This window comes from Pigmentiphaga kullae, from assembly GCF_004216695.1.
Lineage (GTDB): Bacteria > Pseudomonadota > Gammaproteobacteria > Burkholderiales > Burkholderiaceae_B > Pigmentiphaga > Pigmentiphaga kullae.
The window spans coordinates 1,125,157-1,139,492 of the sequence record NZ_SGXC01000002.1 but is presented as its reverse complement, the minus strand read 5'-3'; the positions used below and the strand labels follow the sequence as shown (position 1 = coordinate 1,139,492).

General features: G+C 68.2%; 13 protein-coding genes. 9 read left to right on the top strand and 4 right to left on the bottom strand.

Annotated elements, in window-relative coordinates; translation table 11 throughout:
- Positions 1–9: 9 nt before the first annotated feature.
- Complete coding sequence (locus tag EV675_RS19700; protein WP_165404665.1) at positions 10–981, top strand: Bug family tripartite tricarboxylate transporter substrate binding protein; 972 nt, start codon at positions 10–12, stop codon at positions 979–981.
- 9 nt (positions 982–990) lie between these two features.
- Here the strand turns inward: EV675_RS19700 and EV675_RS19695 are convergent, their stop codons facing one another.
- Positions 991–1,722, bottom strand: a complete 732-nt coding sequence (locus tag EV675_RS19695) for an IclR family transcriptional regulator (protein ID WP_130359008.1) — start codon at positions 1,720–1,722, stop codon at positions 991–993.
- Between the two features lie 159 nt (positions 1,723–1,881).
- On the opposite strand from EV675_RS19695, the gene EV675_RS19690 reads away from it, so the two are divergent.
- Genes EV675_RS19690 through EV675_RS19675 form a run of 4 tightly spaced genes read left to right on the top strand, consistent with a single transcriptional unit; the run spans position 1,882 to position 6,408 of the window.
- The gene (locus tag EV675_RS19690; RefSeq protein ID WP_242621503.1) at positions 1,882–3,630 is read left to right on the top strand and encodes a hypothetical protein; all 1,749 of its coding nucleotides are present in this window, start codon (positions 1,882–1,884) and stop codon (positions 3,628–3,630) included.
- The gene (locus EV675_RS19685; RefSeq protein WP_130359006.1) at positions 3,627–4,373 is read left to right on the top strand and encodes a hypothetical protein; all 747 of its coding nucleotides are present in this window, start codon (positions 3,627–3,629) and stop codon (positions 4,371–4,373) included. Before EV675_RS19690 ends, EV675_RS19685 begins: the two co-directional genes overlap by 4 nt.
- Positions 4,374–4,392: 19 nt before the next feature.
- Positions 4,393–5,400, top strand: a complete 1,008-nt coding sequence (locus EV675_RS19680; RefSeq protein WP_165404664.1) for a dipeptidase — start codon at positions 4,393–4,395, stop codon at positions 5,398–5,400.
- Positions 5,401–5,421: 21 nt separating this feature from the next.
- Complete coding sequence (locus tag EV675_RS19675; RefSeq protein WP_130359002.1) at positions 5,422–6,408, top strand: Bug family tripartite tricarboxylate transporter substrate binding protein; 987 nt, start codon at positions 5,422–5,424, stop codon at positions 6,406–6,408.
- A 49-nt stretch (positions 6,409–6,457) separates the two neighbouring features.
- On the opposite strand, the gene EV675_RS19670 is transcribed toward EV675_RS19675, so the two are convergent.
- Both EV675_RS19670 and EV675_RS19665 read right to left on the bottom strand, forming a co-directional pair.
- Positions 6,458–6,892: an RcnB family protein gene (locus EV675_RS19670; RefSeq protein ID WP_130359000.1), complete on the bottom strand. Its 435-nt coding sequence runs from the start codon at positions 6,890–6,892 to the stop codon at positions 6,458–6,460.
- A 127-nt stretch (positions 6,893–7,019) separates the two neighbouring features.
- Positions 7,020–7,982: a Bug family tripartite tricarboxylate transporter substrate binding protein gene (locus EV675_RS19665; protein ID WP_130358998.1), complete on the bottom strand. Its 963-nt coding sequence runs from the start codon at positions 7,980–7,982 to the stop codon at positions 7,020–7,022.
- A gap of 236 nt (positions 7,983–8,218) precedes the next feature.
- Between EV675_RS19665 and EV675_RS19660 the strand changes: the two genes are divergently transcribed.
- Both EV675_RS19660 and EV675_RS19655 read left to right on the top strand, forming a co-directional pair.
- Entirely contained in the window at positions 8,219–10,009 is a 1,791-nt protein-coding gene (locus EV675_RS19660) for a putative bifunctional diguanylate cyclase/phosphodiesterase (RefSeq protein ID WP_130358996.1), read from the top strand.
- 20 nt (positions 10,010–10,029) lie between these two features.
- On the top strand, positions 10,030–11,193 hold the full coding sequence (locus EV675_RS19655; RefSeq protein ID WP_130358994.1) for a GGDEF domain-containing protein: 1,164 nt from the start codon (positions 10,030–10,032) through the stop codon (positions 11,191–11,193).
- A 6-nt stretch (positions 11,194–11,199) separates the two neighbouring features.
- Here EV675_RS19655 and EV675_RS19650 read toward each other — a convergent pair whose 3' ends face one another.
- The gene (locus EV675_RS19650) at positions 11,200–11,979 is read right to left on the bottom strand and encodes an IclR family transcriptional regulator domain-containing protein (protein ID WP_130358992.1); all 780 of its coding nucleotides are present in this window, start codon (positions 11,977–11,979) and stop codon (positions 11,200–11,202) included.
- A gap of 115 nt (positions 11,980–12,094) precedes the next feature.
- Between EV675_RS19650 and EV675_RS19645 the strand changes: the two genes are divergently transcribed.
- Entirely contained in the window at positions 12,095–13,069 is a 975-nt protein-coding gene (locus EV675_RS19645; protein ID WP_130358990.1) for a Bug family tripartite tricarboxylate transporter substrate binding protein, read from the top strand.
- 23 nt (positions 13,070–13,092) lie between these two features.
- Complete coding sequence (locus tag EV675_RS19640) at positions 13,093–14,334, top strand: aromatic ring-hydroxylating dioxygenase subunit alpha (RefSeq protein ID WP_130358988.1); 1,242 nt, start codon at positions 13,093–13,095, stop codon at positions 14,332–14,334.
- Positions 14,335–14,336 lie beyond the last annotated feature (2 nt).

Sequence of the window (14,336 nt, the reverse complement as noted above, 5' to 3'; positions counted from 1 at the left end):
GAGAGGGCGATGATCTTCAAGAATCTGTTGGCCGCCGCGCTGGGCGGCATGCTGTTGGCCACTCCGGCGGCGCGGGCGGACGATGCCTTTCCGTCGCGGCCCAGCCGGCTTATCGTGCCTTATACGCCGGGCGGCAACACCGACCTGTTGGGGCGGGTGGTCGCGCAGGGGCTGTCCCAGGTCTGGGGGCAGTCGGTCGTGGTCGAGAACAAGCCGGGCGCGGCCGGCACGATAGGCGTGGAAATGGTGGCCAAGTCCAGGCCGGATGGCTACACCACCGTGCTTGGCTCGTTCGGCAACATCCTGGTCGCGCGCAGTTTGTACAAGAGCCTGAGCTACGACCCGGCCAAGGACCTGGAGCCGGTGGTGCTGCTGGCCACGCCGCCGGTGGTGCTGGTTGCCAACGAGAAGATGCCGTTCGATGACGTGAAGGGGCTGATCGAATATGCGCGGCGCAACCCGGGCAAGCTCAACTACGGTTCGTCCGGCAATGGCTCGTCCAATCATCTGTTCGGCGAGTTGTTCGCGTCCATGGCGGGCGTCAAGCTCACCCACGTGCCTTACAAGGGCAGCGGGCCGTCCGTTTCGGACACCATCTCCGGACAGATCCAGTTGAACTTCGCGCCGTTTCCCCTGGTGCGCGAGCACATCAAGGGTGGCAAGCTCAAGGCGCTGGCGGTGACGAGCGCGAAGCGCTCGCCGGTGCTGCCCGACGTGCCCACGGTGGCCGAGGCCGGCCTGCCGGGTTACGAAGCGGTGGGATGGTTCGGGCTGATGGCCCCCGCGGGTACGCCCAAGGCTGTCCTGGACCGGATCAACCGCGACGTGAACCAGGTGTTGAAGTCGCCCGCCATCCGGGAGAACCTCGCGAGCGAAGGCGCCGAGCCGGCGGGCGGTTCGGTGGACGACGCGCGGCGGTCCATCGCCGAGGGCGAACGCAAGTGGGGAGGGCTGGTGGAGAAGCTGAACATCCAGCTCTAGCCGCCGGCGCTACTTCAGCTGGTTGAGCGTTTGTACGGCCTCGCGCAGCGGTCCGATCAGCTTGTCCGGATCGAAGCGCGAGGCCGGCGTGACCAGGGACAGCGCGGCGATGCAGGCGCCCTTGGCATCGAACACCGGCATGGCAACCGACTGCACCCCCGGCGTGTCGGTGCCTTCCGAGACCGCGTAGCCTTGCGCGGCGATCGCTTTGAGCAGGGCCGGCCTGGCCAGCACGGCGCCCTGGCGCTGGAGCATTTCCCGGTAGGCCGGACTGGAGAACGCGGTCAGCACCCGGCCGGACGAACTGTCGTTCAGCGATAGCAGGGTGCCGACCTTGACGTCGGCGCGCACCGCCACCTGCTGCGCTTCCACGCGGCGCACCAGCCGCACGCAATTGCCGTTCAGCACGGCCAGCGAGGCCGTTTCCCCCACCTGCAGGACCAGCTCCTGCATCACGTGCGCGAACCGTTCCCCCAGGTTGGCCTGGACCAGCGCGGTCTCGCCCACCAGCGCCGCGTGCAGCGACAGGCGGTAGCTGCCCTGTTCGGTCTGCTCCAGCCAGCCCGCTTCCATCAGCGTCAGCAGTTTCTGGTAGGTCGTGGCCCGGCTGCCGCCCGAGGCGGCCGCGAGTTCCATCAGCTTCATGGGCCGGTCGGACTTGCCCAGCAGATCCAGCAATTGCAGCGTCTTCAGTACCGAACTGAGCGGCCGGACGCCGCCGGCTTCGCGCGCTTCGAGCATGGCGCAGCTTCCTCGTCAGAAAAATTCTTGCATTCCCGGTTGGGGAGTATAGAATGATTTAAATAGAATCATATGTATTCTAATAGAATACATCAAAGGCCGGACGGCCAGGTGTTTCCGATGCGCCGCATGGCCGGCGCGATGACGACAGGAGCATGCATGGACTTTGCCGACGTGGAAGAGGCCGCCGCGGCCCAGGCGCAAGATGGCGCCGCGGCCGGGCACGAACCCCGGATCCGCAGCGCGGATCTGTTGATGACGCCCGCCCGCATGGGCGTGATGCAGGCCAGCCGCCTGAGCGTGTCCCGGCTGCTGATGGCCAAGGCCATACGCGAGCGCTGGACCATCGAGCTGGTGCGCTGGCAGATCGACGACCGCGCCCGCGGCACCGCGCTGTACCGCATCGACACGGGCGCGATGCCGTTCGATTTCATCGTGCATTCGTTCGAGCCCAAGATGGAAGGGCGGGCGGGCCGCATCATCGGCCGCGCATGGGACATGATGGCGGCGCTGGTCGAAGGGCCGGTGTCCGAACGCGACATCCGCATCACCGGCCAGGAAATCCCCAAGCTCTACGCCGGCCGCGCCACGCCGGGCACCTTGATCTGGGCCCGTTCGAACCGCAGCGCGCGCGTGTTCAACCACACGGTGGAGTCGCTGGCACAGGGGCGCCAGCCCGACGTGCCGACGCTGGCCGATGTCTGCTACCTGATGCGCAATACCGGACTGGACGGCAACGGCACCTTCGGCACCCGTTCGTTCCGCGCGCTGGAAAGCACGCATCCGCTGCGGCGCCCGCTGGATGCGCAGATGCTGTGCGCGTACATGATGCGGGTGTTCTCGGTGGACCTGGTCAACCACCTGGCGCGCTGCGCCTCGCCGGCGGCGGCGCGGCTGGCGCCGGAGATCGAGCGTTTCCTGGGCGTGGGCAACGCTTCGGCGCTGGGGCTGATCCTGTACGTGAACAACCATCCCAAGCTGGTGCACCACTGGGTGCAGGCGCGGGAACGGGCCATCGTGGGCGCCAGGCGGCTGCGCGTGGCGGCAGGCGACGCGAAGCTGGCGCTGCTGCTCAAGCTGCTGGACAAGGCCATCGCCTTCCGGCGCGAAGACCGGATGGATTACGAACAGTTCACGGCCAGCGCCGACATCGCCGCGGACCTGGCGTCCATCCGGACGCAGGTGCGGGCGCTGCACGATACCGGCGCGGTGCGGGGCAAGGTCGAACGCTATCCCTTGTCCGCGCTGTGCGACGTGCTGGACGGCACGGTGCACGAGGAAGCCTACGAGACCTTCCTGGGCCTGCTGACCGAGCTGGTGCCCGAACTGTGCGACCGGCTGGCCGAGGGCCTGGCGGTGGACGAGGAATACGCGACCGATCCGTCGATGTCCATCGGTCATCTGCGCGATCTGCTGCATGCCGAATACGGCTGGGCCTTCGACATCGACCTGGAGGCCGAGGGCGCGTCGAAATTCGTCTGGTACAAGTCGGCCACGGCGGAAGAGCCGCGCCGCGGCCCGCGCGCGGAGGCGGGCGAGGTCTTCAACCTGGGGCTGGACCTGCCGCGCCTGGTGGTTGGGCTGGAGCGCGAGATCGCCCAGCGTCCGCCCGCCACCAGCGTCGCGCGCTTCCTGCTGGAAAAACCGGAATACCGCTTCATCGTGAGCCGCGTGCAGACGCTCAGCGGCATGGCCTTCCACTCGCCCCACGCCAACATCATGGGCGAGCAGTTCGTGCCGTGCGAGATCACGCGCTTCATCAACATCGGCATACACGGCATCGACAAGACGCGCGACTACCTGCAGCGCAACCTGCGCGGCGTCATCTACCAGGGCGCGCCCACGGCCGCCGAGATCGCCGCCGGCGCCGATCCCCATTGGTTCTATCCCCAGGAGCCCGTCCTATGAACAGGGAAGTCGTCGATTCTCCCCGCGTGTTCGATGTATCCGTGCGCGAGGCGCGCATGTGCATAGACCGCATCCTGCTGGTGTGCCGCCTGCCGTCCGGCTACGTGCACGGCGTCAGGGAAGTGGTGCTGCTGTCCCAGTCCATGGGGCTGGGCGGCTTCCGCGCCTTGTACGAAGGCTATGAGCGGCTGCGCGAAGGGGCGCTGGAGCGGGTGTCGGTGCAGGATGCCGACGATGGCGTGCTGGTGGTGGACGGCGGCGGCATCCATGCCTGGGTGCTGCTGCCCACGCTGATGGACCTGGGCGTGGAGCGGGCGCGGTCGGCCGGCCGCGCCACGCTGCGCGTGTCGGGCGTGCAGGATCTGCACGAGCTGCACGTCATGGCCGCACTGGGCCGCCGCTACGGCACAGGCGCCGAGGTCTCGCAGCCCGACAAGGGCGCGGGCCACGAACAGAAGGCGGTGGTGACGCTGTTCAACACCGCGCGGCCCCTGGGCATGGATGAATGGGATCCGCTGCTGGCCCAGGCCATTCGCCACGGCTACCCCGTCGACGGCGGCCTGTGGCGCGCCATCCATGCCTTGTCGAACCAGGCGCTGGCCCCCGACTCGGTGGTTTCGCGCCGCCATGCCGGACCGGTCATCCTGCGCGACGACGGCACGCTGCAAGGCCGCCCGCCCGCCGACGACGACATGGACCTGAACATGCTCCGCCATGTCCCCTCCAGCCAAGGATGCGCGTGACGCGCGAAGGACGATGCAGATGAACATGGTCAACAAACAGGTCGGCATCATCGTCGACGGATTGTCGATGCCGGTGCCGGAGCGGCGCTGGTTCGAGGAATGGCGCGAGGCGGGCATCGGCTGCGTCAACACCACGGTGGCGGTGTGGGAGAACGCGGCCGAGACCCTGGGCCTGCTGGGCAAGTGGCGCGTCGTGCTGGAACAGAACCGGGACCTCGTCGCGCCGGCCGCCAGCGTGGCCGAGATCGAGGCCGTGGCCGCCTCGGGCCGCACCGCCGTGATGTTCGGGTTCCAGAACACCGCGCCGGTGGAGCACAACCTGGACCTGTTCGGCATGTTCCGCGAACTGGGCGTGTGCGTGATGCAGCTGACCTACAACCTGCAGAACTACATCGGCTGCGGCTACTGGGAGGAAAAGGACACCGGGATCTCGTCGCGCTTCGGCAAGCTGGCGCTGGAGGAAATGAACCAGCTCGGCATCCTGATCGACCTGTCCCATTGCGGCGAGCGCACGACCCTGGAAGCCATCCAGATGTCCGGCAGGCCGGTGGCCATCACCCATGCCAATCCACGCGAGTACGTGGGCACGCCGGTCTACGGCGCGGGCCGCCTGAAGCAGACCGAGGCCCTGCGCGAACTGGCCCGGCGCGGGGGCGTGATCGGCCTGACGCCCAACCGCAACATGACCCGGCACGGCGCCGCGACCACGCTGGAGCAGTTCGGCGACATGGTCGCCTGGACCGTGGACCTGCTGGGCATCGACGCGGTGGCCATCGGCACGGACTATTGCCCGGGCCATCCGCGTTCGGTGCGCACCTGGTGGCGCTACGCGAAGTGGTCGCGCCAGAGCGCGCCCGCCAAGGAAATGGAGATCGCGCCGCACGAAGGCTGGTCGGAGTGGATGCGTACGCCCGCCGGCCTGCAGAACGTCATTGTCGAGTTGGACCGGCGCGGTTTCGGCCAGGCCGACATCGACAAGATCATGGGGGGTAACTGGATGAGGCTGTTGCGTGAAACGATAGGCTGATTCGTCGACTAGGAGCTGGCCATGAACCGATTGCTGCGGTGTGTGTTGGGGGTGGGAGTGGTGGCGGTGCTGGGCGCGGCCTCGTCCGCCCGGGCGCAGGACGAGGCGTTTCCGAGCCGGCCCATCCGGCTGCTGGTGGGATTCGCGCCGGGTGGCGGAACCGATGTGGTGGCGCGGGTCATCGCGCCCCGGCTGTCCGAGATCCTCGGCCAGTCGGTGGTGGTGGAAAACAAGCCGGGCGCCAGCGGCATCGTGGCCGGCGGGATGGTGGCCAAGGCGCCGCCCGACGGCTATACCTTGATGATGGGGGTGGTGTCGGTCAACACCATCCTGCCGCATCTGTTCAACAACATTCCGTACGACACCGCCACCGACTTCGCGCCGGTGACGCTGACGGCGTCGGTGCCGCACTTCATCGCCGTGCATCCTTCCGTACCGGTGCACAGCGTGGCCGAACTGATCGCCTACGCCAAGGCGCACCCGGGCCAGCTCAGCTTCCCGTCCGCCGGCAGCGGCACCACGCCGCACATCGCCGGCGAGATGTTCAAGAGCATGGCCGGGGTGCAATTGCTGCACGTCCCGTACAAGAGCACGGGGCAATCCATGCCCGACCTGTTGGCGGGGCGCCTGCAGGTGGGGTTCGATACCTATCCGACCACGGCTCCCTACGTGAAGACGGGCAAGCTGCGCGCGCTGGCGGTAACCGGCGCGCGCCGGCTGGCGGAGTTTCCCGACCTGCCCACGGTGGCCGAGTCGGGCCTGCCCGACTACCGTTTCGCCACCTGGTACGGCGTCTTCGCGCCCAGGGGCACGCCGGCCGCCATCGTCAACCGCCTGCACGACGGCATCGCCAAGGCCATGGCGGCGCCCGACGTGCGCGAGCAACTGTTGAAGATGGGCGTGGACGGGACCGAGACCAGGACGCCGGAGGAGTTCGCGTCGCTGGTGCGTGCCGATGCGGAGCGCTTCGGCAAGCTGGTGAAGGCGGCGGGCGTGCGGGTGGACTAGGCGGCGCAGGCCTCCCGCGGCGATGGCGCGGGAGGCGTGTCGTGCGGGGCTACGGGTTGAGGATGGCCTGGAGCACGACGCCGGTGGCCACGCCGATCAGGAAGTAGTCGGCCCCGACGTTGATCCAGTGGTAGCCGCGCGGGGGCGGGGACAGGCGATGTCCGCGCCAGTTGTCCACCACGTACTGCGGCCCGCGATAGGGATAGGGGACGCGGTCGCCCTTGGACCAGTGCCTGTAGGCGGGGTCTGCCGGGCCGGGGCCCTGCGGGCCGCGGTGGCCGTGGCCGGGCGCGCGGCCCGGGCCGCGTCCCATGTCGTGGCCGGGACCTTGTCCCGGATGATTCATGCCCGGATGTCCCGGTCCGCCCGGGCCATGGCCGCCGCCGGGCCGTCCGCCGGGAGGCCCGCCCTGCGCATAGGTCGCGGTCGAGGCCGCGAGCAGGATACCGGTCAGCAGATGCGCCAGCAGACGCTTGGGTGCCATGATGATCTCCTTGAGGCATTGCAACGCCGGAACACAGGCGTTGCGTCGATTCTATGCCTCGCGCACGGCTGCGCCACCCCCGCGGGGCCATGCAGGTATTGCAGCCTGTTTCAAGGGACCGGCGACGTCATTCCACCGTGACGTTGGCGGCGCGCACGATGTCCTTCCACTTCAGGTAGTCGGACTTGAGCAACTGCGCGAATTCCTCGGTCGACATGGCCTGAGCCTCGGCGCCCTGGGCGTGGATGGCTTCGCGGGTCTCGGGCTGGGCCAGCAGCTTGTTGACCGCCGTGTTGACGGTGGCGACGATCTCCTTGGGCGTGCCCGCCGGCATGAACAGGCCATACCAGGTGCTGACGTCGAAGCCCTTGTAGCCGAGCTCGGCGACGGTGGGCACGTCCGGCAGCGAGGTGCTGCGTCTGGCGCTGGTGACGGCCAGGGCGCGCAGCTTGCCGGACTGGATCTGCGCCATGGCCGACGGCACCGAGGACACCAGCAGGTCGACGTTGCCGGCCAGCACGTCCATCATGGCGGCGTTCGATCCCTTGTAGGGTATGTGCCGGATGTCGATCTTCGCCGCATCCTTGAAGATCTCGCCGGCCAGGTGGATGGTGGTGCCGCTGCCGGGCGAGCCATAGGTGATGGAGCCGGGGGCGGCCTTGGCCGCGGCGACCACGTCGGCCAGGGTCTTGAAGCGCGAGTTGGCCTGCGTGACGATGGCGATGGGCGTATAGCCGACGTGCGCCACGGCCATCAGGTCCCTGGTCGGTTCGTAGGCCACGCTCTTGTACAGCCAGGGCGCGACCACCAGGTTGTCCTTCTGGCCCATCACCATCTCGTAGCCGGTGGGCGCCGCGCGCACGGCCGCCGCGATGCCTATGGTGCCGCCCGCGCCGGCGCGGTTCTCGGCCACGATGGTCCATTTCTCGGATTCGCCCAGCCGGGTGGCGACGAGGCGGGAAAGAATGTCGGTGCCTCCGCCCGGCGGGAAGGGAATCAGCAGGCGGATGGGCTTGGACGGATAGGCCTGGGCGTGGGCGCCCGTGGCGGCCAGCGCCAGGGCGGCGATGGCAAGACATTTGCGGAACATGGGATGTCTCCTCGTTCTGAGGGCGTCAAGCATACCGGAATCCGCCGCCGCACCCGCGCCGGCCGGACCTTCGGCCGTCGCGCCTCGCACGTGGCGATGGAAAACAAGCGTCATTTCCTGGATCATGGGGGCATTCCAGTCAATAGAATATCGGGCGGACCGTTTTTCCCCCACCGTGCCGGAGCGGCGTCGCGCGTGCGGAGGGGAGGGCGGCCCAGCCGTGGAGGAGGGAGCGCGTGCCCCCGCAGTACAACAACAGCCGACGGGCAGTCGGCACGAGGGAACCCGCCAACGATGCGAAATTCCCGGGCGGCCTCGAGCCGGAAACCGATTTCATACGCTACGCGCTGGACTGCGCAGCCATCGTGGCCAGCACCGACGCCCGGGGCACCATTACCTATGTCAATGCGCGGTTCTGCGAAATCAGCGGCTATTCCCGGCAGGAGTTGCTGGCCTCCAATCACCGGATATTGAAGTCGGGCCTGCACGGCACGGCGTTCTTCCGCGCCATGTACCGCGAGATCTCGCAAGGCCGCGTCTGGCACGGCGAGATCTGCAACCAGCGCAAGGACGGCTCGCTCTACTGGATGGAAACGACCATCGTGCCCCGTGTCCTGCAGGACGGGACGGTGGACAGCTATACCTCGATCTGCCTGGACATCACCGAGCGCAAGCTGCTCGAGGACGCCTTGAGGACCAGCAAGGAGAGCCTGCGGCGCATCGCCTATGTCGATCCGGTAACGGGGCTGCCGAACCGCAGCTGGTTCCACCAGCACGTGGTGTCGCTGGTCGGCGAATGCCGGCTGGCCGGCACGGGATTCCACCTGGGGCTGATGGACGTCGACGCCTTCAAGGAAATCAACGACTTCTTCGGCCACCTGGCGGGAGACGAACTGCTGCGCGAAGTCGCGCGGCGGCTGAGCGCGATGGGCGACGCCCGCCTGTCGGTCGCGCGGATGGGAGGCGACGAGTTCGGGCTGGTCCTGACCGGCGCGACCGATGACGAGGCCGCCGCGGTGTTCGAGCGGGCGCTGGAACGCGTGCGCGATCCCCTGCGCATCGCCGAGACGTCGCGGCGGTGTTCGGCCAGCCTGGGCGTTTCCGTGTATCCCGGCCACGGCGCAGACAGCGAAAGCATGTTCCGGGCGGCCGACCTCGCGCTCTACCATGCCAAGTCGCTGGGCCGGGATCGCCTGGAATGCTTCCAGCCCACGCTCAGGGAAACCGCCGAACGCAAGTCGGAGCTCCTGGCCGAGATCGAGACGGGGCTGCGCCGCGAGGCGTTCGAGCTGCACTACCAGCCCATCGTGCCGGTCGCGCCGGGCGGCAAGGTCGCGCTGGAAGCCTTGATGCGCTGGCGCCACCCGCAGCGCGGCCTGCTGCCGCCGGCCGCGTTCCAGGAAGGCTTCGCCGATCCGGCGGTGCGCGCCGCGCTGGGCATGTTCATGCTGGAGCGCGTGTTCCGCGACGTCGACGCGCTGTACGCGCGCAACATCCGCCTCGGCCGCGTGGCGATCAACCTGACGAATTCCGATTTCCGTTCCGAGGCCTTCCTGGACCGTTTCTTCGCGTTGTTCCGCGACAGCGGAATCGGCCCGGACCGGTTCTGCGTCGAGGTCACCGAAAGCATGTTCCTGGGGCTGAACCAGAACCGGGTCGAGGACGGCCTGCGCCGCCTGCACGAGGCCGGCGTCGAGATCGCGCTGGACGACTTCGGCACCGGCCATGCGTCGTTGACGCACCTGCGCCTGCTGCCCATCGACAGGTTGAAGATAGACCGCAGCTTCGTCGCCAACCTGGTGGCCTCGGCAGAGGACCAGGCCATCGTGCGGGGCATCATCGACATCGCGCACAGCCTGGGCAAGACCGTGACGGCCGAGGGCGTGGAAACGTCGGAGCAGGCGAAGCTCCTGGCCCGCATGGGCTGCGACCTGCTCCAGGGGTGGTATTTCGGCAAGGCGTGCGACGCCGGCGGCCTGTCCGACGTTCTCGACATGATGCCGCCCGTCGGCGATCCCTCGCCCTAGGCGGAAGGAACCGCACGAGCATGGACGCCAAGTCGGTCTTCGCGACGGTTGCGCTGATGGTGCTGGCCAACGGCGCCGTGCTGGCGAACGTCTACCGCGATCTGCCCGGGGCGCTACGGCCCGCCGCGATCCGCTGGCAGGCCGGAACGGCCCTGGTCGCGCTGGGCAGCGCCTTCTTCGCGTTCGGCAGCATCCTGCCCTTGCCGATCATGGTGACCCTGGCGAACGGTACGCTCCTGTTCGGCCTGGGTTCCTACCACCGGGCGTTCGAGCGCTTCTATGGCCGCCGCTCGGCACCGGTGGACGTCGTGGTCGCCCTGGCCGCGGCGGCAGGTACGTTCTGGCTGTCGGCCATCGATCCGTGCTTCATCTGCCGCGTCGAAATGCTGTCGGCCGCGTGGACGCTGCTGCTGCTCCGGTCGATGTGGCTGCTGCACGCGATGCGCGCGCAAGACGAGTCGCGCAGCCGGCGCATGTTGATCGTGATCTATGGTCTGGTCGTGATCTACGTCATCGGCCGGGTCGTCGTCTACCTGCATCTGGACGTGCCCGGCGAGACCTCGATCGCGACCAACGACTACGGCATCAATCTGGTCTCGCCCATGTTCGTGGCGCTGTTGCCGGTGATCGGCACCACGGCGTTCGTGCTGCTGTGCACCGAGCGGGTGAAGCGCCAGCTGGAGATCGCGGCCGCCACCGACTACCTGACCGGTCTGCCGAACCGGCGCACGCTGGTGGCGGATGGGAACTGGGCGTTCCGCAGGGCGCGCGAGACCGGCGCGGGGCTGGCCGTCGGGGTGATCGACATCGACCATTTCAAGGCGATCAACGACACCTACGGCCACGGCGTGGGCGACGAGGTGCTGGCCTTTACCGCGGACTGCCTGAAACAGGCGGCGCGCAAGGGCGATCTGGTCGCGCGCACCGGCGGCGAGGAGTTCGTGGTGCTGATGGACGACCTGGACCTGCGGGCGGCGACCGCGGCGCTGGAGCGCATCCGCGTCGCGGTGGCGGACAGCCGCTTCAGCGTCGACGGCACGCCGGTCCCCATCACCATTTCCGCCGGCGTGGCCGGCTGCGAGCCGCGCGACCGGGATTTCGACGACGTGTTCCGCCGGGCCGACCGGGCGCTGTACCTGGCGAAGCTGGCGGGGCGGGACCGGGTCAAGCAGGCGGTGGCTTAGGGCCTGTTACAGCATCGCGCTCAGCATCCGGCGGCCGCCCAGCAGCTCCGGCAGCAGGACTTCCACCATTTTTTCCAACGTATAGCGGCCCGTGGCCGCGACCAGGCTCATGGCCGCGACCGTGCGTCCCGTCTGGTCGTGGATGGGGACGGCGATGGAACGCAGGCCCAGTTCGAGTTCCTCGTCGCTGGTGGCATAGCCCAGGCGCCGCGTTTCCTCCAGCAGCGCCGTCAGTTCGGGAATGCCGGTGCGGGTGCGCGGCGTGAGCGCGCGGCGGGGCATGCGGCCCAGCAGGCGCGCGATTTCCTCGTCCGGCAGGGCCGCCATCAGCACCCGTCCGGTGGCCGCGCAATGGGCCGGCAGGCGCGAACCCATGCCCAGTCCGTCCGACAGGCTGCGGCGCGTGGCGGCGCGCGCCACGAACACCACGTCGCCGCCGTCCAGCACGGCCAGCGAACTCGATTCCTTGGTGCGCTCGCTGATGGTTTCCAGCACCGGCTGGACCAGTTTGGGCAGCGGGCTGGAGCTGACGTAGGCGTGCCCCAGGCGCAGCGCGCGCGGCGCCAGCCGGAAGTACCTGCCGTCGCTTTCCACGTAGCCCAGCCGCTGCAGCGTCAACAGCGAGCGGCGCGCCGTGGCGCGCGGATGCCCGGTGATCTCGGCCGCCTCGCTCAGGGTGAGCGGGCCGCTGCGCAGGCCGAAGGCTTCGATGATGGCCAGGCCTTTCTCCAGGCCGGCCACGTATTCCTTGTCTTCCTTGCTGCGGGGTTCGGGCACGGTGCTCATGGTCGAAAGAGTGTTCGTTTTGCGAACATTCTAACCACTTTTCTTGATCGAAGGATATTAGCGAACTAACGTTCGCTTTGCGACTTTCTGTTCGATTATCCAAAAGAGGTCAAAGATGAGACAACCTGCATGGACAGCCTGTGCCATCGCCGCATGGGCGGCGATCTCCAGCTCGGCCCAGGCCGACGAAGGCACCTTCCCCAATCGCCCGGTACGCATCGTCGTGCCTTATTCGGCCGGCGGCACCGCCGACGTGCTGCCGCGCATCCTGGGCGAGAAGCTCAGCGCGGCCTGGGGCCAGCCCGTCATCATCGACAACCGCCCCGGCGCGGGCGGCAACATCGGCGCCGACATCGTGGCCAAGGCGGCGCCCGACGGCTATACGCTGCTGGCCACGCCGCCCGCGCCGCTGGCCATCAACCAGTATCTGTACAAGAGCCTGCCGTTCGATCCCGAGCGCTTCGCGCCGGTGACCGTGCTGGCGCGCGTGCCCAACGTACTGGCGGTCAAGACCGGCCTGCCGGTGAAGTCGGCGCAGGAGTTCATCGACTATGCCCGCAAGAACCGCGGGCAGGTCACGGTGGCGACCCAGGGCAACGGCACGACCTCGCACCTGACCGGCGCGCTGGTCGCGGCCCAGGCCGGCCTGGAATTCGTGTTCGTGCCGTACAAGGGCACGGCGCCGGCGCTGGCTGACCTGATGGGCGGGCAGGTCGACGCCTTCTTCGACAACATCAGTTCGACCTTCCGCCAGCACGAGTCGGGCAAGGTGCGCATCCTGGCCGTGACCGGCGCGCAGCGCAGCCCCTTGCTGCCCAAGACGCCCACGCTGGCCGAGTCGGGGTTGCCCGGTTTCGACGTCAGCACCTGGTTCGGCGTGGTCGCGCCGGCCGGCACGCCGCCGGAGGTGGTGGGCAAGCTCAACGCCGCCATCGTCGAGGCGCTGAAGATGCCCGACGTCAGGCAGAAATTCATCGAACAGGGGGCCGAGGTGGCCGGCGACACGCCGGCCCGGATGGCCGAATTCATGCGGGCCGAGCGCGCCAAGTGGAAAAAGGCCATCGACACGGCCGAGGTCACCATCAACTGATGCTTGCAGCAACGAGGAAGTCCATGTCTAGCAGCGACACCCAAGAACCCCGGACCTGGGAGCCGGGCCTGACGCGCGTGCCTTACTGGGTCTATCGCGATCAGGCGATCCATGACGCCGAACAGCGGCGCGTCTTCCAGGGGCCGACCTGGAACTACCTGTGCCTGGAGGCCGAGATCGCCGAGCCGGGCGCCTACCGCACCACCTTCGTGGGCGACATGCCGGTGATCGTCGCCCGCGACGAGGACGGCGAACTGCAGGCCTTCGAGAACCGCTGCGCCCACCGGGGCGCGCTGATCGCGCTGGACGACGGCGGCAAGACGCGGGACTTCGCCTGCGTCTACCACGCCTGGCGCTACGACCTGCAAGGCAACCTGCGCGGGGTGGCGTTCCAGCAGGGCGTGAACGGCAAGGGCGGCATGCCGCCGGACTTCCGCATGGAGGACCATCACCCGCGCAAGCTGCGCACCGCCAGCGTGGCGGGCATGGTGTTCGGCAGCCTGGACGAGGACGTGCCGCCGATCGAGGAGTACCTGGGCGACGAGATCCTGGAGCGTATCGAACGCGTGCTGTGCAAGCCGGTGGAGGTGATCGGCCGCTTCAAGCAGACCATCCCGAACAACTGGAAGCTGTACATGGAGAACGTCAAGGACTCCTACCATGCCAGCCTGCTGCACGTGTTCTTCACCACCTTCAACATCAACCGCCTGTCGCAGAAGGGCGGGGTGATCGTGAGCGAGACCGGCGCCCACCATGTCAGCTATTCCAAGGTTTCGCACCAGCCCCAGCCCAACGCCGAGTACAGCGCCGAGAAGCTGCGCTCGGACAAGGAAGGCTACGCGCTGGCCGACCCCAGCATGCTGGACGGCTGCGACGAGTTCGGCGACGGCGTGACCTTGCAGATCCTGTCGGTGTTCCCGGGCTTCGTGCTGGCGCAGATCCAGAACACCCTGGCCGTGCGCCAGATCCTGCCCGACGGGCTGGACCGGACGGTGCTGAACTGGACCTACCTGGGCTTCCAGGACGATACGCCGGAATTGCGGCGCATGCGGCTCAAGCAATCCAACCTGACGGGGCCGGCCGGTTTCGTGTCCATGGAGGATGGCGCGGTGGGCGGCTTCGTGCAGCGCGGCATCGCGGCCGGCCGCGATCAGCAAGCCGTGCTGGAGATGGGCGGCGGCGGCATCGAGACCCAGGAGAACCGCACCACCGAGGCGTCGGTGCGCGGATTCTGGAACGCTTATCGCGGCTACATGGAGATCTGAAG

What these genes read in the sequence shown, in the direction of transcription:
- EV675_RS19700 (WP_165404665.1), top strand. Translation starts at nt 10, where the DNA reads ATGATCTTCAAGAATCTGTTGGCCGCCGCGCTGGGCGGCATGCTGTTG.
- EV675_RS19695 (WP_130359008.1), bottom strand. Translation starts at nt 1,722, where the DNA reads ATGCTCGAAGCGCGCGAAGCCGGCGGCGTCCGGCCGCTCAGTTCGGTA.
- EV675_RS19690 (WP_242621503.1), top strand. Translation starts at nt 1,882, where the DNA reads ATGGACTTTGCCGACGTGGAAGAGGCCGCCGCGGCCCAGGCGCAAGAT.
- EV675_RS19685 (WP_130359006.1), top strand. Translation starts at nt 3,627, where the DNA reads ATGAACAGGGAAGTCGTCGATTCTCCCCGCGTGTTCGATGTATCCGTG.
- EV675_RS19680 (WP_165404664.1), top strand. Translation starts at nt 4,393, where the DNA reads ATGAACATGGTCAACAAACAGGTCGGCATCATCGTCGACGGATTGTCG.
- EV675_RS19675 (WP_130359002.1), top strand. Translation starts at nt 5,422, where the DNA reads ATGAACCGATTGCTGCGGTGTGTGTTGGGGGTGGGAGTGGTGGCGGTG.
- EV675_RS19670 (WP_130359000.1), bottom strand. Translation starts at nt 6,892, where the DNA reads ATGGCACCCAAGCGTCTGCTGGCGCATCTGCTGACCGGTATCCTGCTC.
- EV675_RS19665 (WP_130358998.1), bottom strand. Translation starts at nt 7,982, where the DNA reads ATGTTCCGCAAATGTCTTGCCATCGCCGCCCTGGCGCTGGCCGCCACG.
- EV675_RS19655 (WP_130358994.1), top strand. Translation starts at nt 10,030, where the DNA reads ATGGACGCCAAGTCGGTCTTCGCGACGGTTGCGCTGATGGTGCTGGCC.
- EV675_RS19650 (WP_130358992.1), bottom strand. Translation starts at nt 11,979, where the DNA reads ATGAGCACCGTGCCCGAACCCCGCAGCAAGGAAGACAAGGAATACGTG.
- EV675_RS19645 (WP_130358990.1), top strand. Translation starts at nt 12,095, where the DNA reads ATGAGACAACCTGCATGGACAGCCTGTGCCATCGCCGCATGGGCGGCG.
- EV675_RS19640 (WP_130358988.1), top strand. Translation starts at nt 13,093, where the DNA reads ATGTCTAGCAGCGACACCCAAGAACCCCGGACCTGGGAGCCGGGCCTG.